The sequence below is a fragment of the Saccharopolyspora sp. NPDC050389 genome (assembly GCF_040655595.1).
Classification (GTDB): domain Bacteria; phylum Actinomycetota; class Actinomycetes; order Mycobacteriales; family Pseudonocardiaceae; genus Saccharopolyspora.
Window position 1 is genome coordinate 1 of record NZ_JBFAKG010000039.1, and the last position, 24,783, is coordinate 24,783.

Sequence of the window (24,783 nt, forward strand, 5' to 3'; positions counted from 1 at the left end):
CCCGCGGCGGTGCCGGTTGCGCCAGGTGGGCTAAGCGGCTGCGCCGCTTCAAAGACAAAACGCCCGCGTTACCACATCCGCACGTCACCACATCCCAAACAGCCTCTATAGCAGCCCAAAAGACTCACAGCCCCGGACCTGCGGAAACGCTGCTCCCTCGCGTCGCGGCCGCCGTGCGTACCGTGGCCGCATGGTGCGTGTGATCGGTGCGACCAGGCTCACGAGGATCACCGGCGAGGACTCGTGCAACCGCACGGCCAGCCGGTTCGGCATCCACGCGACGGATCTCGGGATCATGTGGGACGACGGCCGGGGCGGTGTGCTCGCGGCGTTCGGGGACACCTACGGCGACGGTTGGGGCGGGCACGGCGCGGGCCCCAAGCGCGCCGACTGGCGGTACAACGTGATCGCGCGGTCCACCAACACCGATCTGGACGCCGGCCTGAAGTTCGACTCGGTCCTGCCGCGCGCGGACGGCATGGCCGGGCAGGTGCTTCCCGGCGACCGGACCGGGGTGCGCGAGCACACCGTGATCCCGACCGCGGGCATCGCGATCGGCGGCCGCAACTACCTGCACTACATGTCCGTGCGGCGGTGGGGGATGCCGGGCGTGTGGCACACGAACTACGGCGCGCTCGCGTACTCCGACGACGGCGGGGCCACCTGGACGAAGTCGGAGACGGCGGTGTGGCCGAACTCGCGGCAGCCCTGGTCGAGCCGGTTCCGGCGCCGCGACCAGGGCGGGCACCCGTTCCAGATGATCGGTTTCGCCGGCGTGCTGGACCGCCGCGCCTACCTGCTCGGCACCCCGAGCGGCCGGTTCGGCGCCGGGCACCTCGCCCGCGTCGGCGCCGACGACCTGCTCGAACCGGCGGCCTACGAGTACTGGACCGGCACCGGCTGGGGCGACGACCCGATCGCCGCCGCGCCCGTGCTGCCCGCGCCGGTCGCCGAGCTGTCGGTGCAGTACAACCGGCACTTCGACCGGTGGTTCGCGGTGCACCTCGACGAGCAGCGCGCGGCGATCGTGCTGCGCACCGCGCCGGAGCTCACCGGGCCGTGGACCGCCGGTGAGGTCGTGGTGTCCGGCGCCGACTGCCCGGGGCTCTACGGCGGCTTCCAGCATCCGTGGGCCGCGGACCGGCCGGCGATCTACTTCGCCCTGACCCAGTGGGGCCCGTACAACGTTGACTTCTTCCGCGCCGACCTGGCGTGAACCGGCCACCCGTTGAGCAGTGACCCGTGTGCACTTTCTGTCGCTATAGCAGCACAAAGTGCACACGGGTCTTTGAAGCCGCGCGTGCTCTCGCCGGCTGGGCCGTCGGGATGATGTTGCGGTCGGCCGCGTCACTTCCTGGTTCCGAGCCCGTTGTGTATCGAAAAGCCGCACGACGAGGTGAGGTTGAAGATGCGGATCAGAGGTGTCCTGGCTGCGCTAGCGGCCCTGCTCGCGGTCACCGCGGTGGCGACGCCCGCGACGGCCCAGCCCGACACGGCCGACGCGCCGTCCGGCGTGAACGACTGGAGCTGCCAGCCCAGCGCCGAGCACCCGACGCCGGTGGTCCTGGTCCACGGCCTCGGCGGTGCCGCCACCACGAACTGGGCGTACCTGGGGCCGGTGCTGGCCGACCAGGGCTACTGCGCCTTCGCCCTGACCTACGGCCTCCCGCCCGGGGTACCGCAGGTCACCGGCGGTTTCGCGCCGATGGAGGAGAGCGCACCCGAGCTCGCCGACTTCGTCGACCGGGTGCTGGCCGCCACCGGCGCCGAGAAGGTCGACCTGGTCGGCCACTCCGAGGGCACCGTGATGCCGCAGTACTACCTGAAGTTCCTGGGCGGAGCGGAGAAGGTGCAGCGCTACGTCGCGATCACCCCGCTCTACGACGGCACGACGCTGCAGAACACCTCGGAGCTGCTCGACCGGCTGGCCGAGGAGCTGCCGATCGTCGGCGAAGTCCCGGACGAGCTGTGCGGTTCGTGCCGCCAGTTCTTCAAGGACTCCGAGTTCATGACGAAGCTCAACGCGGGCGGTGCCGCGGTGCCCGGTATCGAGTACACGACGATCATGACCAAGTACGACCAGCTGGTCACCCCGTACACCAGCGGCCACCTGGACGCGCCGAACGCGACCAACATCGTGCTCCAGGACGTCTGCCCGCAGGACTTCTCCGAGCACCTCGCGGTGGCGTTCAACCCGCACGTCGGGCGCATGGTGCTCAACGCCCTCGACCCCGCCGACGCCCAGCCCGTGCGGTGCTGATCCCGGTCGTCGGCGGCCGCTTCCGCCCTCGCCGCCCTCGTCACTCACACCGCTACCGGCACTGCTGAGGGGGACGAGCCCGGAACACCTTCATTAACCAGAACCGGTTCGAGGTCACGACCCCTCGAACCGTAGGCTAAGCACCATGAGTGCCTCTGTGTTGACCGCTGTGGCCTGGCCCTATGCGAACGGTCCACGGCACATCGGCCACGTCTCCGGTTTCGGTGTGCCCTCGGACGTCTTCTCGCGCTACCAGCGAATGGCCGGCAACCGGGTGCTCATGGTGTCCGGCACCGACGAGCACGGCACGCCGATCTCGGTGCAGGCCGAGAAGGAGGGCCTGACCACCCGTCAGCTCGCCGACAAGTACAACCGGGTGATCGCCGAGGACCTGCAGGGCCTCGGCCTGTCCTACGACCTGTTCACCCGCACCACCACGGGCAACCACTACGAGGTCGTCCAGCAGATCTTCCTCGCGCTGTACCGCAACGGCTACGTGCTGCCGAAGACCACCACCGGCGCGATCAGCCCGTCCACCGGCCGCACGCTGCCCGACCGCTACATCGAGGGCACCTGCCCGATCTGCGGTTACGACGGCGCGCGCGGCGACCAGTGCGACAACTGCGGCAACCAGCTCGACCCGGCCGACCTGATCAACCCGGTGTCCCGGATCAACGGCGAGAAGCCGGAGTTCGTCGAGACCGAGCACCTGTTCCTGGACCTGCCCGCGTTCACCGAGTCGCTGGGCAAGTGGCTGTCCACGCGCACCGGCTGGCGGCCCAACGTCCTGAAGTTCGCCCAGAACCTGGTCGAGGACATGCGGCCCCGGGCGATCAGCCGGGACCTGGACTGGGGCGTGCCGATCCCGCTGGACGGCTGGCGCGACCAGCCGATGAAGCGGTTCTACGTCTGGTTCGACGCGGTGATCGGCTACCTGTCGGCCAGCGTCGAGTGGGCCCGCCGGACCGGTGACGCGGACGCCTGGAAGCAGTGGTGGACCGACCCGGCCGCCCAGGGCTACTACTTCATGGGCAAGGACAACATCACCTTCCACGCCCAGATCTGGCCGACGCTGCTGATGGGCCACAACGGCCAGGGCGACCGCGGCGGCGAGGTCGGCCCGTACGGCGAGCTGAACCTGCCGGACGAGATCGTCTCCAGCGAGTTCCTCACCATGAGCGGGTCGAAGTTCTCCACCTCCCGCGGCACGGTGATCTACGTGCGGGACTTCCTGCGCGAGTTCGGCCCGGACACCCTGCGGTACTTCATCTCGGTCGCTGGGCCGGAGAACCAGGACACCGACTTCACCTGGGACGAGTTCGTCCGGCGCACCAACTTCGAGCTGGCCAACGAGTGGGGCAACCTGGTCAACCGGTCCATCTCGATGGCCGCGAAGAACAACGGCGCGGTGCCCGCGCCGACCGCGCCCCACGCCGCCGACGAAGAGCTGAAGGCGTTGTCCCGCAACGCTTTCGGCACCGTCGGCGCGCACCTGCAGCGGTCCCGGTTCAAGGCCGCCTCGCAGGAGGCCATGCGGGTCGTCTCGGCGGCGAACAAGTACCTGTCCGACCAGGAGCCGTGGAAGCTCAAGGACGACCCGGACCGGCGGGACGCCGTGCTGCACACGGCGCTGCAGGTGGTTTCCGACGCCAACACGCTGCTCACCCCGTTCCTGCCGCATTCGGCGCAGAAGGTGCACGAGCTGCTCGGCGGCACCGGGGTCTGGTCGGCGCAGCCGGAGATCCGCGAGGTGACCGACCTGGACGACGAGAGCATCGAGTACCCGGTGCTGATGGGCGACTACGCCGGCGAGCAGGCTGCGTGGCGGTCCACCGAGATCGAGGTCGGCACGCCGCTGCAGAAGCCGACGCCGCTGTTCGCCAAGCTGGACCCGAAGCTCGGCGAGACCGGCCCCGAGTGGGCCCCGATCGAGAGCTGATTCTTCGACGTGGAGGGCATCTTCGGGCAGGCGAGCCGCCCGGAGGTGCCCTCCACCGCGTGGGAGGTGCGATGAGCAAGCGGGACAAGAAGCGGGAGTTGCCGCCGGTGCCGGAGGCGCTGCCGGCCTCGGCGGTCGACGCGCACACCCATCTCGACGCGTGCGGCGCGAAGACGCCCGACGAGGTGCGCGCCATCGTGGACCGCGCGCAGGCCGCAGGCGTCGGCCGGGTGGTGACCGTCGCCGACGACATCGCCTCCGCGCAGTGGGCCGTCGAGGCGTCCACTTGGGACGACCGGGTGTTCGCCGCGGTGGCGCTGCATCCCACCCGGACGAAGGACTTCGACGACGCCGACCGGCGGGTGCTGGAGCAGCTCGTCGAGCACCCCCGGGTGGTCGCGGTCGGCGAGACCGGGCTCGACTACTACTGGGACTACTCGCCGCCGGAGCCGCAGCAGGAGGCCTTCCGCTGGCACATCGACCTAGCCAAGCGCGCCGGCAAGCCGCTGATGATCCACGACCGCGAGGCGCACCAGGACATCCTGCGGATCCTGGCCGAAGAGGGCGCCCCCGAAACCGTGGTGTTCCACTGCTTCTCCGGGGACGCCGAGTTCGCGCGGTCCTGCGTGGACGCCGGCTACGTGCTGTCCTTCGCCGGGACGGCGACCTTCCGCAACGCCAATGCCAAGGCGCTCCGGGAGGCCGCGCAGCTGGTGCCGCTGGAGCAGTTCGTGGTGGAGACCGACGCGCCGTTCCTGACTCCACACCCGTTCCGTGGACGCCCGAACGAGCCGTACTGCGTCAATTACACCCTTCAGGACCTTGCGGAACTCCGTGGCATGACGCTTGAAGAACTCGTGGTAGCGACCACGGCCACGGCCGAGCGAGTATTTCGGCTCGATCAGGCGTAACCCCACCCGTATTCTTCTCACTCGCCGTTCTTTGATACTGCGCGCCGAATCGCGCCCGCTTGCAGTCCGCGACGCGGTCCCTACCGTCCACTTCGGAAGCCGGGATGGGGGCTAGCACCCCGAAATTCCGCCCGCTGGGCGGAGAACCTCCTGCCCGGAGGCACGGCAGTCAGGATTGCGATGAAGTTCGGTTTGTTCGCGAAGGCGACGGTAGTGGCGAGCATCGTGGTCTGCGGTGCGGCGCCGATGGCGGCGGCGTCTCCGAGCGCGCCGCCAACCGCGCGGGCGAGCGTTTGGGACCGGCTCGCGAAGTGTGAATCGGGCGGCAACTGGGCCGCCAACACGGGCAACGGCTACTACGGCGGCCTGCAGTTCAACCGCCGGACCTGGGCCGCGCACGGCGGCAACCAGTTCCACCGGTTCCCGCACCGGGCGTCGCGGGAGCAGCAGATCGTCATCGCGGAGGCGCTGCGCGTTGCGCGCGGCGGCTTCGGCGCCTGGCCCGCGTGCGCGCGGAAGCTGGGATTGCCGCGATGAGGTGATCGACTCGCTGCGGGGGCACAGACCCCTCGGGTGAGGGGAGGGAGGGTCCGGCCCGAGCGCGTTGCGTGCTCGGGCCGGGCTCCGTTCCCGGCCCGGAACCCGCGGTGCCGATCATGGAAACCGCAGGTGTCGGGGACGTGTGATATGTCACCAAGCTGGCCGGTCGCCCAGTTAACGGGCCGCCGACGGTACCCCCGAATGGACCAAAAGCGGGCGATCTCGCTTACTGGTCGTGCTCGGTTGCTCGGCAACTCGGCGTAATGCAGATCACAAGCTGGATCGGGGTCCTTGGCTGCATCCATTGATCACGCTAGAGTCTCGGCCTCGTAACCGATGACAACCAGTCATGGGGAACGCCCGTAAGTCTCGCCGGTGTACGTCGGGGAAGCGGGCCGTGGGCAAAGGAGCTCCGGTCGGCTAGGACGGCGCTTGGCTGCGGGAGTCGGATACAGACACGAAGCACGAAGGTTGTGTGCACGCGAGGAGCGAGGGAGTTGAGCGACGACATGGGTCTCGCCCGACACCGCCCCCGTTCCGCATCACGCGAGCGCGACTTCCGCCTTCGGGAGGTAACGACCCTGTGAACGGACGCGGCGAGCCCAGCTATCCCGGCCATGCCTACCGGTCGGACGACGGCTACTGGGCCGAATCCTTCGAGCCTACGACGGACTGGTTCACCCCGGTTCAGGCCGAACAGCACACCGCAGTCGGACTCCTGGACCGCCCGGAGCCGCAGCGGTACCCGGCTGATGACCACCCGAGCTTCCCGCCGGGCGCGCTCGACATCACCCCGGCGGACATCTACGAGGTCCTCGGCCCGGACGCCGAGGACATGCTCGCCACCGCCGAGATCGACGTCGACGAGGTCATCCGGCTGATCAACGCCGAGACCACGGTGCTGCCGCCGCTGGTCATCCCGGACGCGTTGCCTGAGGCGGAGGAGGACGACACTCCGCCGCAGGAAGTCGTCGAGGCGATCACCACCTGGAAGCGGCGCTTCCTCAAGGGCGCGGTGGCCGGCGTGCTGCTCACCCTCACCGGCACCGGCGGCGCGGCCGCCGCGATGGACAAGTCGGTGACCGTCGAGGTCGACGGGCACGAGCGCACCGTCAGCACCTACGAGGGCACCGTCGCCGACGTGCTCGAGGACGAGGGCATCGCCGTCGGCCAGCACGACGCGCTCAGCCCCTCGCCGCAGGCCAAGGTCAGCCACGGCGACACCATCACCCTCGACCGCGGGCGGCTGCTGAAGCTGAACGTCGACGGCGAGCAGCGCGAGGAATGGGTCCGCTCGGTCACGGTGGACCAGGCGCTGCGCCAGCTCGGCGTGCCGGCCGACGGGGCGTGGCTCTCCGCCGACCGCACCATGGCCGTGCCCGAGCAGGGCCTGGACCTGGTCATCAAGACCAGCAAGAACATCACCGTCTTCGACGGTGGGAACGAGCCGCGGCAGCTGACCACGACCGCCGTCAACATCGACGAGCTGGTCAAGGAGCAGAAGCTCGAGCTCGGCCCCGAGGACCAGATCACGCCCGGCGGCGACCAGAAGCTGGTCACCGGCGCCGAGGTGCGCATCGACCGCACCGGCAGCACCGTCATCAACGTGACGACGCCGGTTGCGCCTCCGGTGCAGGAGATCGTCGACAACACGATGTTCAAGGGCGAGGAGCGGGTCGAGTTCCCCGGCGTGCCCGGCGAGAAGATCGTGTTCACCCGGGTCACCACCCGCAACGGCGAGGAAACCGGCCGGGAAGCCGTCGGCGAGAAGATCACCAAGGAAGCGCAGCCCAAGGTCGTGCGCGTCGGCGGGAAGCAGCCGCCGAGCAGCGGGGTCTGGGACAAGCTGGTGCAGTGCGAGGCCGGCGGCAACTGGGCGATCAACACCGGCAACGGCTACTACGGCGGCCTGCAGTTCAACAAGTCCACCTGGGACGCCTACGGCGGCGACCAGTACGCGCCGTACCCGCACCAGGCCAGCCGCGAGCAGCAGATCGCGGTCGCGGAGAAGGTCCGCGCGGCCCGAGGCGGCGGCTACGGAGCCTGGCCGGGCTGCTCCTCCAAGCTCGGCCTCAGCTGAGCATTTCCCGTTGTCCCGAAGGGCACCTCTTGCCGGATGATCCGGTGGTAGGTGCCCTTCGCGGTTCTGCTGGTCGGGGTGCGGGGACGGTGGCTTCGGGGCGCGGGTAGTTTTTCCGTGTGGACGACCAGCAGGCGACTCTGCTCGGCCCGGCCGACGTGCGCCGGTTGGCCGAGGAGCTCGACATCCGCCCGACGAAGAAGCTCGGCCAGAACTTCGTGCACGACCCGAACACGGTGCGCCGCATCGTGGCCGCGGCGTCGGTCACGGCCGACGACGTCGTGCTGGAGGTCGGCCCCGGCCTGGGCTCGCTGACGCTCGCCCTGCTTCCGGCCGCAGGCGCCGTGACGGCCGTCGAGATCGATCCGGTGCTCGCGGCGCGGCTGCCGCGCACCGCCGCCGAGTTCGCCCCGGCGCTCGCCGATCGGCTCACCGTGATCGAGGCCGACGCCCTGCGGGTGAGCGCCGCGGACTTCCCGGCGCCGCCGACCGCGCTGGTCGCGAACCTGCCGTACAACGTGGCCGTGCCCGTGGTGCTGCACCTGCTGGCCGAGTTGCCGAGCCTGCGGCGCGGCCTGGTCATGGTGCAGTCCGAGGTCGCCGACCGGATGGCCGCCAAGCCGGGCAGCCGGGTCTACGGCGTGCCCAGCGCCAAGGCCGCGTGGTACGCCGACGTGCGGCGCGCGGGTCCGGTGCCGCGCAAGGTGTTCTGGCCGGTGCCCAATGTGGACTCCGGCCTCGTGTCTTTCGAGCGCGTCGAACCGCCGTCGACCGCGCCGCGCCAGGACGTCTTCCGGGTGGTGGACGCGGCGTTCGCGCAGCGGCGCAAGACGTTGCGCGGCGCGCTGTCCGGCTGGGCCGGGTCCGCGGCGCGCGCGGAGGCCGTTCTCCGGGCCGCCGGGGTGGATCCGTCGATTCGCGGTGAGCAGCTGGAGATCGCCGACTTCGCGCGCATCGCGGAGGCCGCGGCTACCGAGAGCGGCCACTGAACCACCCTTCCGGGCGCTTGCCAACCGAGATCGATCCACTACTCGGAGTCACCGACAACACCTGGTGTGCCAGGAAAATTCCCGCTCGTCCGGGTGTGTGATTTGGCAGACGATTTCGGAAAGTGACGGCTATCAACTTGCGCTGGAATCCGCCAGTGGGTTCTACTATTCGGGAAATCCATCCCGAGCGGCCGAGAGACCTGGCTCCGCGACGCCGCAGCAACCACCCGATTCGGGCAGGTGCTAACGCCAGGACCGATGGAGTTGTTGTGGAGTCCAACGCGCTGTTAGCCAGCCCGCCCGCGGGTCAGACCCGAGCACAGCTGGCCCGATCCCGGCAGAACCACATCCGGAGGCTGCTGACGCAGCGTCGCGTCATCGACCACGGGCGTCGCACCACCACCGCCTGTCGTCGCGAGATGTGACCCAGTCCTTCCTCCCTTTCCGAAGTTCCTTGGCCTGCCGCCCTTGCGTGTGCGCGGCCGTCGCGAGCTGATGTGGAGCCGATCGTGATCACAGTCGAGAACCTGACCAAGTCTTTCCAGCACAACAACGGAACCGTCCGCGCCCTCGACGGCGTGTCGATGGAGGTTTCGGCCGGCGCGGTGTGCGGCGTGGTCGGTCCGAGCGGGGCTGGCAAGTCGACCCTGGCCCGGTGCATCGCGTTGCTGGAGAAGCCGGACGGCGGCGCCATCCGCGTCGACGGCACCGACCTGGTTTCCCTTGGCGGCAAGGCGCTTCGCGCCGCCCGCCGGCAGATCGGCGTTGTGCCGCAAGGTGATTCGCTGCTGCGGCAGCGCACCGCCGCGGGCAACGTCGCGTTGCCGCTGGAAGCGGCCGGTGTCAGCGGCCCGCAGCGGCGCACCCGCGTCGGCGAGCTGCTGGACCTCGTGGGCCTGACCGACAAGGCCTCGGTCTACCCCGACCAGCTCTCCGGCGGGCAGCGCCAGCGGATCGCGGTGGCGCGTGCGCTGGCCGCCAAGCCGTCGGTGCTGCTGGCCGACGAGCCGACCTCGGCGCTCGACCCGGGCACCACCGACTCGGTGCTCACGGTCCTGGACCGCGCCCGCGCCGAGCTTGGCGTCACCGTGCTGGTGGTCACCCACGACATGGCCGTGGTGCGCAAGATCGCCGACGACGTCGCGGTGCTGGAGGACGGCCGGGTGGTCGAGCACGGCAAGGTCATCGACCTGGTCGCCGAGCCGGGCAGCCGGGTGGGCGACTCGCTGCTGCCGGGCACCGACCAGGGTGATTCGCTGCGGCCGGGCGGGCGGCACGACGTCGTCGCCGAGGTCGTGCTGGTCGGATTCGCCGCGGTCGGCGCGTTGCTGCCGGAGGCAGCCAGCCAGTTCGGGGTCGAACTCGCGATCCTGGGCGGCGGGTTGACCAGGCTGGGCGACACGCCCGTGGCTAAGTTCAAGGTCGGCCTGACCGGCGAGCGAGCCGAGGCGGCCCTGAAGTGGATGGTCGAGCGGGACGCGCATGTGCGACGCGCCCCGGTGTGCGTTGACGGAGCTGCTGCGTGAGTGATGTGACCCCCTGGTCGGAGGTCGTTGGAATTCTTGGTGAAGCGACGGTCGAAACGCTCTACATGGTGTTGGTGTCGACCCTGCTGGCGGTGCTGGGAGGCCTGCCGCTCGGGGTGCTGCTGCACCTGACCTCGCCGGTCGGCCTGAACCCGAAGCCCGTGCTGTACCGGGTGCTCGGCGTGGTCGTCGACGTGGTGCGTTCGGTGCCGTTCGTCGTTCTGCTGGTGGTGCTGGCGTCGTTCACCCGGCTGCTGATCGGCACGTCGATCGGCAGCACCGCGGTGATCGTGCCGCTGACCATCGGCGCCGTCCCGTTCTTCGCGCGGTTGACGCAGAACGCGTTGCGCGAGGTCAGCTTCACCGTGGTCGAGGCCGCGATCACGACCGGATCGAGCCGGCTGCGGATCGTCTGGACGGTGCTGCTCGGCGAGGCGCGGGCCGCGCTGGTCGGCGCGGTCGGCGTCACCGCGGTGGCGCTGGTCGGCTACGCCGCGATGGCGGGCGCGATCGGCGGCGGCGGGCTGGGCACGACCGCGATCCAGGACGGCTACCAGGGCTACGACGACCGGATCCTGTGGGGATCGGTGGTCGTGCTCGGTGTGCTGGCCTTCGCGATGCAGCTGATCACCGACCGGACCGCGAAGCTCGTCGACCGGCGCCGGAGCGCGACGAGCTGACCCGCGTGGGCGACGCCCACCTGATTCTTCTCTCGACTGGGATGACTTCCCAACCACTGTCCAGAAAGGACGAACTCTGATGCGTTTGCGTTTTGCCGCCCTGGTGGCCGCGGCCGGCGTGGTGCTGGCCGCGTGCGGCGGCGGCAGCCAGGTCTCCACCGACCCGAACGCCCCGCTGCGGGTCGCGGTCAGCCCGACGCCGCACGGCGAGATCCTGCAGTACGTCAAGGACAACCTGGCGCAGCAGGCCGGGCTCGACATCGAGATCGTCAAGTTCGACGACTACAACCGGCCGAACGAGGCCGTCGCGAACGGCGAGCTGGAGGCGAACTACTTCCAGCACCAGCCCTACCTGGACGAGTACCGCAAGCAGCGCGGCGGCGACTTCGTCTGGATCCAGGCCGTTCACCTGGAGCCGCTGGCGGTGTACTCGAACAAGGTCAAGTCGCTGCAGGAGGTCCAGGACGGCGCGACGGTCACGCTGTCCAACGACCCGGCGAACCAGTTCCGCGGCCTGAAGCTGCTGGAGCAGGGCGGCCTGATCAAGCTCAAGCCGGAGGCCGCGGTGGGCACCCGGTTGGAGTCGGCGATCGCCGAGAACCCCAAGAACATCAAGTTCAAGGACCTCTCGCCGGACCAGCTGCCGCGCTCGGTGGACGACGCCGCCGCCGCGGTGGTCAACGGCAACTACGCGATCAAGGCGAACCTGCAGAACCCGGTCGTCGTGGAGAGCCCGGAGAACAACCCGTACGCCAACGGCCTGGTGACCAGCCCGGCGCTGGAGAAGGACCCGCGGATCCAGAAGCTCGCCGAGCTGCTGCGCTCCCAGCAGGTCAAGGACTTCATCAACCAGAAGTACGGCGGCGTCGCCGTCATCCCGGCGGCCTGACCGGAGCATCCGCGGTGAAGGGCACCTTCGAGCGAGTTGATCGCCCGGCGGTGCCTTTCACCGTATTTTCCGGTCCTGTACGCAGGGAAGTCGGCGGCGAGCTTTCCCCGACACGTACGCTCTAAGAGTGCTCTCCGTGGTTCCTACCCCCATCACCGTTCGCGTCCCGGCCAAGGTGAACCTGCACCTGTCGGTCGGTGACCCGCGCCCGGACGGCTACCACGAGCTGGTCACCGTCTTCCAAGCGCTGTCGATGACCGACGAGGTCACCGTGCTGGTCGCCGAGGAACCGGGCATCGACGTGCACGGCGACGGCGCGGACTCGGTGCCCACCGGCCCCAGCAACCTCGCTTGGAAGGCCGTGCAGCTGCTCGCCGAGCACAGCGGGCGCGATCCGGAGGAACCCGGGGTGCGGCTGTCGATCAGCAAGGGCATCCCGGTCGCCGGCGGGATGGCCGGCGGCAGCGCCGACGCGGCGGCGACCCTGCTGGCGCTGAACCACCTCTGGCGGCTGGAGCTGGGCCGCGACGACCTCAGCGAGATCGCCGCGAAGCTGGGCAGCGACGTCCCGTTCTCGCTGCAGGGCGGCACGGCGCTGGGCACCGGTCGCGGTGAGCGGCTCGTGCCGGTGCTGGCGCGGCACACCTACCACTGGGTCATCGCACTCGATCGCCGCGGTCTGGGCACGCCCGGCGTCTACACCGAACTCGACCGGCTGCGGGCGGAGTCGAAGCCGAACCGCGTCGGAGAGGTCGAGCCGCTGCTGGAGGCGCTGGCCTCCGGCGACCCGCGGCAGCTCGCCCTGTTGCTGGGCAACGACTTGCAGGCCGCGGCCGTGTCGCTGCGCCCCGGGCTGCGGCGCACGCTGCGCGCGGGCGTGCAGGCCGGCGCGCTCGCCGGCATCGTCTCGGGCTCGGGCCCAACCTGCGCATTCCTCTGCACCGACGCGGACGCGGCGGTCCGGGTGGCGGCGGAGCTCTCCGGCGCGGGCGTGTGCCGCACGGTCCGCGTCGCCCACGGCCCCGTCCCGGGAGCCCGAGTGGTCTCCGAAGAGCCCACCCACCGACCCACCCCGCCCCAGGTCCACGCCTAGCGAGGTGCCGATTTCGCGAGAAATCACCCGTCACCCGGGTGAACGTCGATTTCTCGCGAAATCGTCCCTGGCCCAGCCCTGATCACGCAACGCAGTTGATGGAGTAGACGAACACCCGATGGTGAACCTGGTCAATCTGGAATCGGTCAGCAAGAGCTACGGCGTGCGCCCGCTGCTGGACGGCGTTTCGCTCGGAGTCTCGGCGGGCGAGCGCATCGGGGTCGTCGGGCTCAACGGCGGCGGCAAGACCACGCTGCTGGAGGTGCTCGCCGGCATCGCGGAGCCCGACAGCGGCCGGGCCAGCCAGACCCGCGACCTGCGGATGGCGGTCGTCACGCAGCGCACCGAGCTGCCCGCCGACTCCACGGTGCGCAACGCGGTGCTCGACCCGCACGGCTTCAGCGCCGAGCACGAATGGGCCGCCGATCCGCAGGTGCGTTCGGTGCTCAGCGGCCTCGGCATGACCCGCCTCGGACTGGACACCCCGGTCACCGACTTCTCCGGCGGCGAGCGCCGCCGCGTCGCGCTGGCCGCCGCGCTGGTGCGCGACCTGGACCTGCTGGTGCTCGACGAGCCGACGAACCACCTGGACATCGAAGGCGTGCACTGGCTGGCCGATCACCTGCTGGAGCGCAAGTGCGCGCTGGTGATCGTCACCCACGACCGCTGGTTCCTGGACACCGTCTGCAACCGCACCTGGGAGGTCGTCCAGGGCCGCGTGGAGCAGTACGAAGGCGGCTACGCCGACTGGGTCTTCGCCCGCGCCGAACGCGCCCGCATCGCCCAGCAAGCCGAGGAGAAGCGGCAGAACCTCGCGCGCAAGGAGCTCGCGTGGCTGCAGCGCGGCGCGAAGGCCCGCACCTCGAAGCCCCGGTACCGGATGGAGGCCGCCGAGGCGCTGATCGCCGACGTGCCACCGCCGCGCGACACCGTCGAGCTGGTGGCGTTCGCCAAGCGGCGCCTCGGGAAGACGGTGCTGGAGCTGGAGGACGTCGACCTCCGGATCGCCGACCGCACGCTGCTGGACGGAGTCACCTGGCGCATCGGCCCCGGCGACCGGATCGGCCTGGTCGGCGTCAACGGCTCCGGCAAGACCACGCTGCTCAAACTGCTCGCCGGAGAACGCGAAGCTGACGCGGGCAAGCGCACCGAGGGCAAGACGGTGCGGCTGGCGCACCTGACCCAGGAACTGCACGACCTGCCCGGGCACTGGCGGGTGCTGGAGGCGATCGAAGACGTCGCCGAGCGGGTCACGCTCGGCAAGTACGAGCTGTCCGCCTCGCAGCTCGGCGAGCGCTTCGGGTTCGGCAAGGGCCGGCAGTGGACGCCAGTCGAAGACCTCTCCGGCGGCGAGCGCCGCCGGCTGCAGCTGGCCCGGCTGCTGATGGCCGAGCCGAACGTGCTGGTCCTCGACGAGCCCACCAACGACCTCGACATCGACACGTTGCAGCAGCTCGAAGACCTGCTGGACACCTGGCCCGGCACGCTGGTGGTCGTCTCCCACGACCGCTACCTGGTGGAGCGCGTGTGCGACAGCGTGCACGCGCTGTTCGGCGACGGCAGCCTCACGCACCTGCCGGGCGGCATCGACGAATACCTGCAGCGGCGGCAGTCGCTGCTGGGAGCCGCCGAAGACAGCGTCGGCAAGCAGGCGACGGGCGCGGCGAAGCCGCGAGGGCTCTCCGGAGCGGAGGAGCACGCGGCGCGCAAGGAGCTCGCGCGCTGCGAGCGTCAGCTCGACAAGCTCGCGGAGCGCGAGGCGCTACTGCACGAGAAGCTCGCGGAGGCCGCGACAGCGCCGGAGCGGCTGGCGGAGCTGAACGCGGAGCTGCGCGGGCTTCAGCAGGAGAAGGACGAAGTCGAAATGCGCTGGATGGAGCTCGCCGACCAGCTCGGCTGACCTGGCGGTGCCCGATTTCGCCTGAAATTGGGCACCTTCCTCACGTTTCGGAAGGCGCGGCGCGAGCCCTCGATCTTGCCTGAAATCGGGACTTTCGCCGTCGCGAGGCGCTTCGGGCGCGCTCGATGTGCTGGGCGTTGTGCCGAAACCTGTGCGCGCGATCACGGTGCTCGTAAGCTGCGTCACATGAGTCGGTTCGTGGAGACACTGGTGGCGTCCGCACGGGAGAACTCCGGCCCGGAGGCGCGGGGGCTCACGACGGGCGAGCCCGATGAGCCGTGGTTCCGGACGTGGGCGGAGGTGCACGCCGACGCGCTGCGAATGGCCGGCGCGCTGGGCGACGATCTCGGGCCCGGGCGGGTCGTCGCGATCCTCGCGGCCGATCCCGGCCTGATCGCTCCCGCCGTGCAGGCCGTGTGGCTCGGCGGCGGCAGCGTGACGATGCTGCACCAGCCGACGCCGCGCACCGATCTCGCGCACTGGGCCGAGGACACCGTCCGGGTGCTCAAGATGATCGGCGCCCGGCTGGTGCTGCTGGGCGCCCCGTTCGAGCAGCTCGCCGATGTGCTGGAGGAGAACGCGATCGGCTGCCGGAACCTGGCCGGGCTCACCGGCGGCGAACCGATCGCCGAGCTGGTCGACGTCGACGAGGACGCGACCGCCCTGCTGCAGCTGACCAGCGGTTCCACCGCCGATCCCAAGGCCGTGCGGATCACCCACGGCAACCTCTTCGCCAACCTGCGGGCGATGGTCTCCGCCGCCCAGCTCGATCCCGCGCGCGACGTCGCCGTGTCCTGGCTGCCGCTGTTCCACGACATGGGGATGGTCGGTTGCCTGACGGTGCCGATGGCGATCGGCATGTCGGCGGTCAAGGTCACCCCGGCGGACTTCCTGGCCCGGCCGCTGCTCTGGCCCGAGCTGATCAGCCGGTACGGGGCGACCGTGACCGCCGCCCCGAACTTCGCCTACGCCATCGTCGGCCGCCGGATGGCCCGCGCCGACGACGGCGACTTCGACCTGTCGAGCCTGCGGTTCACGCTCAACGGCGCCGAACCGATCGATCCGGCGGCGGCGCAGGCGTTCACCGACGCGGGCGCCCGGTTCGGGCTGAACTCGGACTGCATGGTGTGCGCATTCGGGATGGCCGAGGCGACGCTCGCGGTGTCGTTCGCGCCGCTGGGGCGCGGGCTGGAGGTCGACGCCGTCGACGCGGACGCGCTGGAGCAGCAGCGGCGGGCCGAGCCGGTGTCGCCGGACGCCGAGCGGGCGCGGCGGTTCGCGCTGCTGGGAAACCCGTTGCCGGGCCTGGAGGTCGACGTCGTCGACGACTCCGGCCGGCGGCTGGGGGAGCGGCAGGTGGGGCGGCTGCGGATCCGGGGCGCGGCGGTGACGCCGGGCTACCTCACCATGGACGGCCCGCTGTCCACACAGGACGATGACGGCTGGCTGGACACCGGGGACGAGGGCTACCTGGTCGACGGCCAGGTGGTGATCTGCGGGCGCCGCAAGGACGTGATCATCATGGGCGGCCGCAACATCTACCCGGTGGACATCGAGCGGGCCGCCTGCCAGGTCGAGGGCGTGCGCGCGGGCAACGCCGCCGCGGTCCGGCAGGACGCCGGGAGCCGGCGCGAGCGGTTCGCGGTGGTGCTGGAGTCGCGCCTGGCGGGCGATGAGACCGCGGAGAAGGCGCTGCGCAAGGAGGTCGCGGCGCGCATCGTCGACGCGGTGGGCGTGCGCCCGTCGGCGGTCGTGGTGCTGGCTCCGGGCTCGCTGCCGAAAACCCCGTCCGGGAAGCTCAAACGAGCCGCCACCGCGTCCCTGGTCCCCAGCAACTGACCAATGTGGACGATCGCGCCGATCCGGTGGTCACCGGGGGCGGCGATTTCGCGCGAAATCGCCGCCTGGGGTGTCAGTGGAAGCGGTTCTGGGCGGCTTCGAGGCCGTTGGTGACCAGGGCTTCCACCGCGTCCGCGCAGACGTCGATGAAGTACGCGAGCTCCTTGCGCTCGGCACCCGAGAAGTCCTTCAGGACGTAGTCGGCCGGATCCATCCGGCCGGGCGGGCGGTCGATGCCGAAGCGGACCCGCAGGTAGTCGCGGGTGCCGATGGACTTGCTGATCGAACGCAGCCCGTTGTGGCCGTTCTCGCCGCCGCCGCGCTTGAGCCGGATGGTGCCGAACGGCAGATCGAGCTCGTCGTGGATCACGATCACGGATTCCGGCGGCACCTTGTAGAACTTCACCGCGCCGGCCACCGGGCCGCCGGAGAGGTTCATGAACGAGCGCGGCTTCACCAGCACGGCGCGCGCACCGGCCAGCCGTCCCTCGACGACCTCGGCGCCGGCCTTGTGCGCCTTGAACTTCCCGCCGACCCGGTCGGCGAGCTCGTCGGCGACCAGGAAACCGATGTTGTGCCGGTTTCCCTCGTAGCGCGGCCCGGGATTGCCGAGTCCGACGATCAAAGCGACCGAATCCGGAGTGCTCACGGGAAGAAGTCTCCTGCTCTAAGGACTGTGCCGAAGATTGCTTGCGTGGCGGTGCGGGTGGCGGCCCCCTGCGGGAATTACCGTCGCCTTCTCGCTGCGGGATCCCCGACATCATGAATGCCAATTCACCACGTCGGGGCTGTCCTCGCGAGGAGACGCCTGAGAACCCGCGGCGGTGCGAGCTGAGTCCCACACCGCAAGCGGCTGACGCCGCTTGTGGAACAGACCCTAGATGGCACGCAGCGCGCCGTCCCGACCGAACGGTTCGGGACGGCGCGCGGTGCGCCCGACGTCGGAGGCTCAGGCCTCTTCGGCGGTCTCGCCTTCGGTCGCCCCGACGGCTTCCTCGGCCATCGAAGCCGCGGCCTCGGAGACGTTGACGACCAGCGCCTCGGGGTCGGCCTGCAGCGTGACGCCCGCGGGCAGCTGGATGTCGGAGGCGTGGAACTGGGTGCCGATCTCGGCACCGGCGATCGACAGCTCCAGCTGCTCGGGGATGTGCAGGGCCTCGGCCTCGATCTCGACCTCGGTGATCTCCTGGCTGACCAGGCCACCGGGGCCGGCCTCGCCGGAAAGCACGACCGGCACCGCGACGGTGACCTTCTCGCCGCGCTTGACCAGCAGCAGGTCGACGTGCTCGATGTAGTTCTTGATCGGGTGCGTGGTGATGGTCTTGGTCAGCGCGAGCTCGCTGTCGCCGCCGGACACATCAAGCGTCAGCACCGCGTTGTGCCCGTTCTCGCGAATGGCGCGGGCGAACTCCACGGAAGGCAGGGACAGGTGCTTCGGGTCGGAGCCATGACCGTAGAGGACCGCGGGGATCTTGCCGGCGCGGCGGGTGCGGCGAGCCGCTCCCTTGCCGAACTCGGTGCGCTGCTCGACGGCGATACGTACCTCGGACACGGTGGTGCACTCCTCATGACGTCGGGCGGAACGTGAATTGGTCGCTGGCCTGCGGCGGTGGGGCGCGCTACTGGCGTGATTACGACGCGGTGCCGAACGGGCACCCGGGGTGTGAGCGACATCAGTGCACCAACCAAATTGGTCGGCGGCCACCGTGCCACCGCGCCGATCACGCCGGGCGAACGTCCCGACCTCGCCGAGGCAACCCGAATAGTCTAAACGGTGCTTGCATAGTCGTTTTCGCACGGGTGACCCGACCCGGTTCCGGCCCTCTCCGGCCAATGGTTACCCGCAGGAACTCAGCGCACGTTGAAGTCACCGGTAACCGGTGGTTAGCGTCGATGACCAGCACACGAGGAGGAAGCGATGCGACTGGTTCTGTTCGGCGCGACCGGCTACGCCGGCGGCGGGATCCTGCGGGAAGCGAAGCGGCGCGGTCACGAGGTGATCGGCGTGGCCCGGGACGTCGAGTCGTTGGCCGAGCCCAGGACGGCGGGTTCGCTGCACGACGAGCAGTTCGTGCTCGACGTCGCGGCGGGCGCGGACGCGCTGCTGGTGGCGATCCCGGGGCGGCCGATGCCCGACGGCACGAAGCTGCTCGACGCGGTGCCCACGCTGTTCGCGGCGGCCGAGCGGCACGGGCTGCGGATCGGCGTGGTCGGTGGCGCGGGGAGCCTGCGCGTTGCCGAGGGCGGCCCGCGGGTGATCGACACGCCGGAGTTCCCGGACGAGTTCAAGCCGGAGGCCGGCGCGCACGCCGAGGTGCTCGCGGCGCTCCAGCAGGCGCCCGCCGAGGTGGACTGGTTCTACCTCAGCCCGGCGGGGACCTTCGGGGCCTACGCTCCGGGCGAGCGGACCGGCTCCTACCGGCTCGGCGGCGACGTGCTGGTGACCGACGCCGACGGCAACTCCGCGATCGGCGGCGACGACTACGCGATCGCGTTCGTCGACGAGCTGGAGAAGCCCGCGCACCGGCGGCAGCGCTTCACGGTCGGCTACTGACGCGTCGTCGTGGCGCCGGTCACAGTAGGCCGGTTCCGGAATATTTGAAAGCTCAAGCAATGTTGGTATAGGACGGATCGGCCCGCGCTCCGCGCGTGGGCGATCCCCAGAATCCCGACCGCTCCAGGAGTGAGTTCATGACCGCGATCGACCAGACCGAGCAGCTGGTGCTCGGCGCGGACGCCCAGAACCTGCTGTTCCGCGAGGCCCGCACCGCCAACAGCTTCAGCGACGAGCCGGTCACCGACGAGCAGATCCAGGCCATCTACGACCTGGTCAAGTGGGCCCCGACATCGATGAACCAGCAGCCGCTGCGGATCGTGCTGGTGCGCTCCGAAGAGGGCAAGCAGCGGCTGCTGCCGCACCTGATGGAGGGCAACCGGGTCAAGACCGAGAAGGCCCCGCTGGTGGCGATCCTGGCCGCCGACACCGACTTCCACGAGAACCTGCCGCGGGTGTTCCCGCACGCGGAGGGCGTTCGGGAGATGTTCGCCGGCAACGAAGAGCTCCGGCTGACCAATGCGAAGCTCAACGCGAGCCTGCAGATCGCGTACTTCATCCTCGGCGTGCGCGCCGCCGGGCTGGTGGCCGGCCCGATGACTGGTTTCGACAAGGCGGGCCTCGACGCGGAGTTCTTCCCGGGCGGCAACCAGCAGGCGCTGGTGGTGGTGAACATCGGCAAGCCGGGCGAGAACCCCTGGTTCGACCGCCTGCCCCGCCTCGACTACGACGAGGTCGTCACCACCGTCTGAGCCGGGACGGACGCGGCGACGCCCAATTTCAGGCGAATTCGGGAAATTCCGAAAACAGAACGGCCCCGGTCCAGCTGGACCGGGGCCGTTCTGTTCGCGCTCTTGCTCGTGAGCGTTTTGGATCGCTATGGCACTCCAAAACGCTCACGAGCCATCGCCGCGGGTGCGCCTGGAACCAGCGGCTCAGGCGCGGCCGTCGAAGAGGCTGGTGACCGAGCCGTCCTCGAAGACCTGGTGGATCGCTTCCGCGACCAGCGGGGCGATCGACAGGACCGTCAGGTTCGGGAACCGGCGCTCCTCCGGGATCGGCAGCGTGTTGGTCAGCACGACCTCCTTCGCGCCGCAGGACGACAGCCGCTCCACCGCCGGGCCGGACAGCACCGCGTGGGTGGCCGCGATGATGACGTCCTTCGCGCCGGCCGCCAGCAGCTGCTCGGTGGCCTTGGTGATCGTGCCGCCGGTGTCGATCATGTCGTCGACCAGCACGCACAGCCGGCCCTCGACGTCACCGACGACGCGGTTGGCCACCACCTGGTTGGGCTTGCTGGGGTCGCGGGTCTTGTGGATGAACGCCAGCGGCGTGCCGCCGAGGTCGTCGGCCCACTTCTCCGCCACCCGGACCCGGCCCGAGTCGGGGGAGACCACGGTGATCTGCTCGCCCGCGTAGGTGTCGCGCATGTAGCTGGCCAGCAGCTTCTGGGCCATCAGGTGGTCCACCGGGCCGTCGAAGAAGCCCTGGATCTGGTCGGTGTGCAGGTCCACCGCCATGATCCGGTCCGCGCCGGCGGTCTTGAACAGGTCCGCCATCAGCCGCGCCGAGATCGGCTCGCGGCCCTTGTGCTTCTTGTCCTGGCGGGCGTAGCCGTAGAACGGCATGACCACGGTGATGCGCTTGGCGCTGGCGCGCTTGAGCGCGTCCACCATGATCAGCTGTTCCATGATCGCGTCGTTGAGCGGGTTGCAGTGCGACTGGATGACGAAGGCATCACACCCGCGAACCGACTCGTCGTAGCGCACGAAGATCTCGCCATTGGCGAACTTGTAGGCAGCCTGGGGCGTGACCGTTACGTCGAGCTGCTTGGCCACCTCCTCGGCAAGTTCCGGGTGACTGCTGCCGGAGAAGAGCTTGAGGCTCTTCTTCGGGGTCGCAGACATCGCACTCACGGTCATCGTCCCTCCCCGTAAGACGCCCGTCATTGGGCGTCATTCGTCGGATTGGTGGTTGGTTCTTTCGACAAAGCCTGTTGTGCGGCCTGGTCTGCGGCGGTGCCGGGGCGGCGTCTGGCGACCCAGCCTTCGATGTTGTGTTGCTTCCCGCGGGCGACCGCCATCGCGCCGGGCGGGACATCCTGGGTGATCACCGAGCCGGCGGCGGTGTAGGCGCCGTCGCCGATCTCCACCGGGGCGACGAACATGTTGTCCGCGCCGGTCCGGGCGTGTGATCCGATCACGGTGTGGTGCTTGGCCACCCCGTCGTAGTTGACGAAGACCGTGGCGGCGCCGATGTTGCTCTTCTCGCCGATCGTCGCGTCGCCCACGTAGCTCAGGTGCGGCACCTTGGTGCCGTCGCCGATCGCGGCGTTCTTGGTCTCGACGAAGGTGCCGATCTTGCCCTTGGTGCCGAGCCGGGTGCCGGGGCGCAGGAACGCGAACGGCCCGACCTTGGCGTCCGGCCCGATCTCGGCGCCCTCGCCGTGGGTGCGCACCACCGACGCGCCGGGGTGGATCACGCAGCCGGTGAGCGTGGTGTCCGGGCCGATGATCGCGCCCTCGCCGATCTTGGTGCCGCCGCGCAGCTGCACGCCCGGCTCCAGCAGGACGTCGCGGTCCAGCTCCACGTCGCAGTCCAGCCACACCGAGTTCGGGTCGATGATCGTGACGCCGGCGCGCATCCAGCGCAGCAGCAGCCGGCGGTTGAGTTCGGCGCCGAGGCGGGCCAGCTGCACCCGATCGTTCACGCCCTCGACCAGCCACGGGTCGGCGCAGATCAGCGCGCCGACCGGACGGTCGTCCGCGCGCGCGATCGACAGCACGTCGGTCAGGTAGAGCTCGCCCTGGGCGTTGTCGGTGGAAAGCCGCTTCAGCGCGTCGGTGAGCACTTCCGCGTCGAAGGCGTAGACGCCGGAGTTGATCTCGGTGATCGCCGCCTGCTCGGCAGTGGCGTCCTTCTGCTCGACGATCCCGGTCACCCGGCCGTCGGCGTCGCGCAGCATCCGGCCGTAGCCGGTCGGGTCGTCGACGACCGCGGTCAGCACGGTGACGGCGTTGCCGGCGTCGCGGTGCTCGGCGAGCAGGGCGCGCAGCGCTTCGCTGTCCAGCAGCGGCACGTCGCCGTAGCTGACCAGCACCGTGCCGGTGAGGTCGGCGGGCAGCTCGGAAAGTCCGCAGGAGACCGCGTGTCCGGTGCCGAGCTGCTCCTCCTGCACCGCGGTGCCGACCGGGCGGTCCAGAGAGTCGGCCAGGCCGGTCAGGTGCTCGGCCACGGCGTCGCGGCCGTGCCCAAGCACGACCACCAATGCGTCGGGGTCGAGACCGGCCGCGGCGCGCACGGCGTGTTCGACCAGGGGCCTGCCCGCAAGCCGGTGCAGCACCTTCGGTGTCGCCGATCGCATCCTGGTGCCCTCGCCCGCGGCGAGCACGATCGTGCTGACGGTTTCCGAAGACGCATCGCTGCGGGAGGAGGGCTGGGCGGTGTCGCCCTGGAGCATCAGCGCTCTCCCTTGATCTCTAGAAGCGGCTCGGCGGCGTGGTTCAGCCGTCGGGCCGACTGTGCCTGTTGCGTCCAAGCGGGTGAAGAGTAACCGGCCCGGTGCCCCCTCGGCTCCGGTGCCCCTGCGCGCCTGTCCGACGGGTGTGATGTTACCTCCGACCGGCGGTTATACGTGCCCGGAGCCCGCCTTCTAGCTGCGGTTTTGTGATCTTCGATGCACTCGCGGCGATCCGCGCCGGGCTCCGCTGTGGCCGATCACACGGGTGATTTCGGGCCGACCGAGCGGCAGATCCGGTCGGCGCGGCCCGGCGGGGCGCCCGCTGCGCAACACCTGATCGGGTTAGAGGGCGTCCGGAGGAATCCACACCGAGTTATCCGCCGGGTTCTCCGCCGCCGAGCTGCTCGGCGGCGGAGCGGTCACGCCGGAGAACGCCGCGACGCGGTTGCCGCCGTCGCGCTTGGCCTGGTACATCGCGGCATCCGCGCGCGCCAGCACCTGCGCGGCCGATTCCTGCGGGCGCATCGCGACGACGCCGATCGACAGGGTCACCCCGTACGACAGCTCGCCGGGCAGCCGGTCGACGGCCTCGGTGGTGCGCTGCAACGCCGCTTCGGCGGCGCCGAGCGTCGCGCCCGGCAGCAGCACGACGAACTCGTCGCCGCCGTAGCGGGCCACGAAGTCGTCGGTGCGAAGGGTGTCGCGCAAGGTCATCGCGACCGTGCGCAGCACGTCGTCACCTTCGGCGTGCGAGCAGCGGTCGTTGACGCCTTTGAATCCGTCGAGGTCGACCAGCGCCACCGCCAGCGGCTGCGCGTCGGGCGAGTTGAGCAGCGTCTCCAGCCGGTCGTCCAGCGCGCGGCGGTTGGACAGGCCGGTGAGCGGATCCTGCAGCGCCTGCCGGGTGATCGCGTCGTGCTTGTGGTTCAGCCGCGAGTTCTCCAGCCTGATGACCAAAGTGGACAGTCGGGCCTGGCGCATCGCCCACAGCTCGGTCTCCAGCTCCAGCGCGTAGTCCTGCAGCGCGTCGCGATCGCCTTCGCCGCCGTGGTCGACCAGCTGCGCGTACTCCCTGGCCAGCGAGATCCGCAGCGTCGGCTCCGAGGTGTCGGTCTCCATGTCCGCGCGGGCCTCCGAGAGCACCTGCACCGCCTCTTCGCCGCGATCCGCGCGGGTCAGACACCGGGAGAGCGCGATCGCGACGATGATCTTCTCCCGCGGGTGGATCGCCCGGTCCAGGTTGCGCAGCACTTCCAGCCGCTCGATGTACTCGATGCGCGGCTGGGCCAGCGCGTGGGCGGCACCGAGCACCGGGACCTGTTCGGCGGCGGGGCGGTCGGACATGCGGGGGAACAGCGACTCCCGCCATGGGCCCTCCACCGCGACCGCGATCGCCGAGGCGGTGGTGAACCGGGTGCTCGCCTCCTCGTCCTGCCCGATGCGCTCCAGCCGCAGCCCCCAGCCGAGCAGCATCCGGCACCGGTTGATCATGTGCACCGCGATCTCGTGCGGCCCGCCGCTCTCCCGGATCCGCTGGTGGGCGCGGGTCATCACCTCGTCGGCCGTCTCGTAGACGCCGAGCTGGGTGAGCACCAGGCCGATGTCGATCAGCGAGGTGGCCAGCAGCCGCTCCCACGACCGGCGGCCCAGGGTTCGGTCCGGGACCAGCTCGTCGTCGAGCATCGCCAGGCCGTACGCCACCTCGGTCAGCGCGCTGTCCTCGCTGCCGCCGATCAGCGCGCGCCGGCTGCGCAACGCGTACGCGTCGGCTTCCAGGACGTTCAGCCCGTGCCGCCGGGTGTGCATGAGGAGCTCGTCGAGCAGCGGGTCAGCGCTGTCGACCAGGCCGGGCGTCACCAGTCGCATCGAGGCGCAGTGCCGCAGGAGTTGGCCGACGATGCGCGGTTCGCCGCGCCGCTGGGCCTCGGCGAGCAGGTCGTCCGCCTCGCGGATGGTGCTGCGCTGGCCGGACGCGTCGCTGTGCTGGCCGACTGCGTTGAGTTCGCGTGCGCGCCCCACCAGCCACGCGTCGGATACCTCGCTCAGCGTGGTCATCGGGTCTTCGCGCACGGCGGTCGTGTCGTCGCGCAGCGGCGCACACCCCCTGTTCACCATCCCTCCCC

19 protein-coding genes, 1 pseudogene and 1 riboswitch are annotated in these 24,783 nt (G+C 70.2%); of the genes and pseudogenes, 15 read left to right on the plus strand and 5 right to left on the minus strand.

Annotated elements, in window-relative coordinates:
* Nucleotides 1-190: 190 nt before the first annotated feature.
* The 13 genes and pseudogenes from AB0I53_RS24760 to AB0I53_RS24820 all read left to right on the plus strand — a co-directional run bounded on the left by AB0I53_RS24760 (nucleotide 191) and on the right by AB0I53_RS24820 (nucleotide 16,646).
* Complete coding sequence (locus AB0I53_RS24760; protein ID WP_358607324.1) at nucleotides 191-1,216, plus strand: DUF4185 domain-containing protein; 1,026 nt, start codon at nucleotides 191-193, stop codon at nucleotides 1,214-1,216.
* A gap of 192 nt (nucleotides 1,217-1,408) precedes the next feature.
* On the plus strand, nucleotides 1,409-2,260 hold the full coding sequence (locus AB0I53_RS24765) for an alpha/beta fold hydrolase (RefSeq protein WP_358607327.1): 852 nt from the start codon (nucleotides 1,409-1,411) through the stop codon (nucleotides 2,258-2,260).
* A gap of 145 nt (nucleotides 2,261-2,405) precedes the next feature.
* Nucleotides 2,406-4,199 carry a methionine--tRNA ligase gene (gene metG / locus AB0I53_RS24770; protein ID WP_358607330.1) on the plus strand — a complete coding sequence of 598 codons (1,794 nt, stop codon included), beginning with the start codon at nucleotides 2,406-2,408 and terminating at the stop codon, nucleotides 4,197-4,199.
* Nucleotides 4,200-4,270: 71 nt separating this feature from the next.
* A complete protein-coding gene (locus tag AB0I53_RS24775; RefSeq protein ID WP_358607333.1) occupies nucleotides 4,271-5,110 on the plus strand; it encodes a TatD family hydrolase in 840 nt (279 codons plus the stop codon).
* A 288-nt stretch (nucleotides 5,111-5,398) separates the two neighbouring features.
* Nucleotides 5,399-5,647 (plus strand): annotated as a pseudogene (locus AB0I53_RS24780) (transglycosylase family protein); the annotation flags it as partial.
* A gap of 586 nt (nucleotides 5,648-6,233) precedes the next feature.
* A complete protein-coding gene (locus tag AB0I53_RS24785) occupies nucleotides 6,234-7,730 on the plus strand; it encodes a transglycosylase family protein (RefSeq protein ID WP_358607335.1) in 1,497 nt (498 codons plus the stop codon).
* Between the two features lie 119 nt (nucleotides 7,731-7,849).
* The gene (gene rsmA / locus AB0I53_RS24790; protein ID WP_358607338.1) at nucleotides 7,850-8,719 is read left to right on the plus strand and encodes a 16S rRNA (adenine(1518)-N(6)/adenine(1519)-N(6))-dimethyltransferase RsmA; all 870 of its coding nucleotides are present in this window, start codon (nucleotides 7,850-7,852) and stop codon (nucleotides 8,717-8,719) included.
* A 175-nt stretch (nucleotides 8,720-8,894) separates the two neighbouring features.
* A riboswitch (SAM riboswitch) is annotated at nucleotides 8,895-8,984 on the plus strand.
* Nucleotides 8,985-9,228: 244 nt separating this feature from the next.
* On the plus strand, nucleotides 9,229-10,245 hold the full coding sequence (locus tag AB0I53_RS24795) for a methionine ABC transporter ATP-binding protein (RefSeq protein WP_358607342.1): 1,017 nt from the start codon (nucleotides 9,229-9,231) through the stop codon (nucleotides 10,243-10,245).
* Nucleotides 10,242-10,925, plus strand: coding sequence for an ABC transporter permease subunit (locus AB0I53_RS24800; RefSeq protein ID WP_358607345.1), 684 nt, complete (start codon nucleotides 10,242-10,244; stop codon nucleotides 10,923-10,925). The genes AB0I53_RS24795 and AB0I53_RS24800 overlap by 4 nt, the downstream gene beginning before the upstream one ends.
* A 79-nt stretch (nucleotides 10,926-11,004) precedes the next feature.
* Nucleotides 11,005-11,814, plus strand: coding sequence for a MetQ/NlpA family ABC transporter substrate-binding protein (locus AB0I53_RS24805; RefSeq protein WP_358607348.1), 810 nt, complete (start codon nucleotides 11,005-11,007; stop codon nucleotides 11,812-11,814).
* A 136-nt stretch (nucleotides 11,815-11,950) separates the two neighbouring features.
* Nucleotides 11,951-12,907, plus strand: a complete 957-nt coding sequence (locus AB0I53_RS24810) for a 4-(cytidine 5'-diphospho)-2-C-methyl-D-erythritol kinase (protein WP_358607552.1) — start codon at nucleotides 11,951-11,953, stop codon at nucleotides 12,905-12,907.
* A gap of 118 nt (nucleotides 12,908-13,025) precedes the next feature.
* On the plus strand, nucleotides 13,026-14,807 hold the full coding sequence (locus AB0I53_RS24815) for an ABC-F family ATP-binding cassette domain-containing protein (protein WP_358607351.1): 1,782 nt from the start codon (nucleotides 13,026-13,028) through the stop codon (nucleotides 14,805-14,807).
* Nucleotides 14,808-14,993: 186 nt separating this feature from the next.
* Nucleotides 14,994-16,646: a fatty acyl-AMP ligase gene (locus AB0I53_RS24820; protein ID WP_358607353.1), complete on the plus strand. Its 1,653-nt coding sequence runs from the start codon at nucleotides 14,994-14,996 to the stop codon at nucleotides 16,644-16,646.
* 73 nt (nucleotides 16,647-16,719) lie between these two features.
* Here the strand turns inward: AB0I53_RS24820 and pth are convergent, their stop codons facing one another.
* Both pth and AB0I53_RS24830 read right to left on the minus strand, forming a co-directional pair.
* The gene (pth, locus tag AB0I53_RS24825) at nucleotides 16,720-17,295 is read right to left on the minus strand and encodes an aminoacyl-tRNA hydrolase (protein WP_358607356.1); all 576 of its coding nucleotides are present in this window, start codon (nucleotides 17,293-17,295) and stop codon (nucleotides 16,720-16,722) included.
* A gap of 300 nt (nucleotides 17,296-17,595) precedes the next feature.
* Nucleotides 17,596-18,198 carry a 50S ribosomal protein L25/general stress protein Ctc gene (locus AB0I53_RS24830; protein ID WP_358607359.1) on the minus strand — a complete coding sequence of 201 codons (603 nt, stop codon included), beginning with the start codon at nucleotides 18,196-18,198 and terminating at the stop codon, nucleotides 17,596-17,598.
* 366 nt (nucleotides 18,199-18,564) lie between these two features.
* Between AB0I53_RS24830 and AB0I53_RS24835 the strand changes: the two genes are divergently transcribed.
* Both AB0I53_RS24835 and AB0I53_RS24840 read left to right on the plus strand, forming a co-directional pair.
* The gene (locus tag AB0I53_RS24835; RefSeq protein WP_358607362.1) at nucleotides 18,565-19,200 is read left to right on the plus strand and encodes an NAD(P)H-binding protein; all 636 of its coding nucleotides are present in this window, start codon (nucleotides 18,565-18,567) and stop codon (nucleotides 19,198-19,200) included.
* Between the two features lie 137 nt (nucleotides 19,201-19,337).
* The gene (locus AB0I53_RS24840; RefSeq protein WP_358607365.1) at nucleotides 19,338-19,952 is read left to right on the plus strand and encodes a malonic semialdehyde reductase; all 615 of its coding nucleotides are present in this window, start codon (nucleotides 19,338-19,340) and stop codon (nucleotides 19,950-19,952) included.
* Nucleotides 19,953-20,135: 183 nt separating this feature from the next.
* Here the strand turns inward: AB0I53_RS24840 and AB0I53_RS24845 are convergent, their stop codons facing one another.
* The 3 genes from AB0I53_RS24845 to AB0I53_RS24855 form a co-directional block, all read right to left on the minus strand.
* Nucleotides 20,136-21,107: a ribose-phosphate diphosphokinase gene (locus AB0I53_RS24845; RefSeq protein ID WP_218157324.1), complete on the minus strand. Its 972-nt coding sequence runs from the start codon at nucleotides 21,105-21,107 to the stop codon at nucleotides 20,136-20,138.
* Nucleotides 21,108-21,145: 38 nt separating this feature from the next.
* Nucleotides 21,146-22,660, minus strand: coding sequence for a bifunctional UDP-N-acetylglucosamine diphosphorylase/glucosamine-1-phosphate N-acetyltransferase GlmU (glmU, locus tag AB0I53_RS24850; protein ID WP_358607368.1), 1,515 nt, complete (start codon nucleotides 22,658-22,660; stop codon nucleotides 21,146-21,148).
* Nucleotides 22,661-23,002: 342 nt separating this feature from the next.
* Nucleotides 23,003-24,715, minus strand: coding sequence for a tetratricopeptide repeat-containing diguanylate cyclase (locus tag AB0I53_RS24855; protein ID WP_358607555.1), 1,713 nt, complete (start codon nucleotides 24,713-24,715; stop codon nucleotides 23,003-23,005).
* Nucleotides 24,716-24,783 lie beyond the last annotated feature (68 nt).

Coding starts and splice junctions, on each gene's coding strand:
- AB0I53_RS24760 (WP_358607324.1), top strand. CDS start 191: ATGGTGCGTGTGATCGGTGCGACCAGGCTCACGAGGATCACCGGCGAG.
- AB0I53_RS24765 (WP_358607327.1), top strand. CDS start 1,409: ATGCGGATCAGAGGTGTCCTGGCTGCGCTAGCGGCCCTGCTCGCGGTC.
- metG (WP_358607330.1), top strand. CDS start 2,406: ATGAGTGCCTCTGTGTTGACCGCTGTGGCCTGGCCCTATGCGAACGGT.
- AB0I53_RS24775 (WP_358607333.1), top strand. CDS start 4,271: ATGAGCAAGCGGGACAAGAAGCGGGAGTTGCCGCCGGTGCCGGAGGCG.
- AB0I53_RS24805 (WP_358607348.1), top strand. CDS start 11,005: ATGCGTTTGCGTTTTGCCGCCCTGGTGGCCGCGGCCGGCGTGGTGCTG.
- AB0I53_RS24815 (WP_358607351.1), top strand. CDS start 13,026: ATGGTGAACCTGGTCAATCTGGAATCGGTCAGCAAGAGCTACGGCGTG.
- AB0I53_RS24820 (WP_358607353.1), top strand. CDS start 14,994: ATGAGTCGGTTCGTGGAGACACTGGTGGCGTCCGCACGGGAGAACTCC.
- AB0I53_RS24835 (WP_358607362.1), top strand. CDS start 18,565: ATGCGACTGGTTCTGTTCGGCGCGACCGGCTACGCCGGCGGCGGGATC.
- AB0I53_RS24840 (WP_358607365.1), top strand. CDS start 19,338: ATGACCGCGATCGACCAGACCGAGCAGCTGGTGCTCGGCGCGGACGCC.
- AB0I53_RS24845 (WP_218157324.1), bottom strand. CDS start 21,107: ATGTCTGCGACCCCGAAGAAGAGCCTCAAGCTCTTCTCCGGCAGCAGT.
- glmU (WP_358607368.1), bottom strand. CDS start 22,660: ATGCTCCAGGGCGACACCGCCCAGCCCTCCTCCCGCAGCGATGCGTCT.
- AB0I53_RS24855 (WP_358607555.1), bottom strand. CDS start 24,715: ATGACCACGCTGAGCGAGGTATCCGACGCGTGGCTGGTGGGGCGCGCA.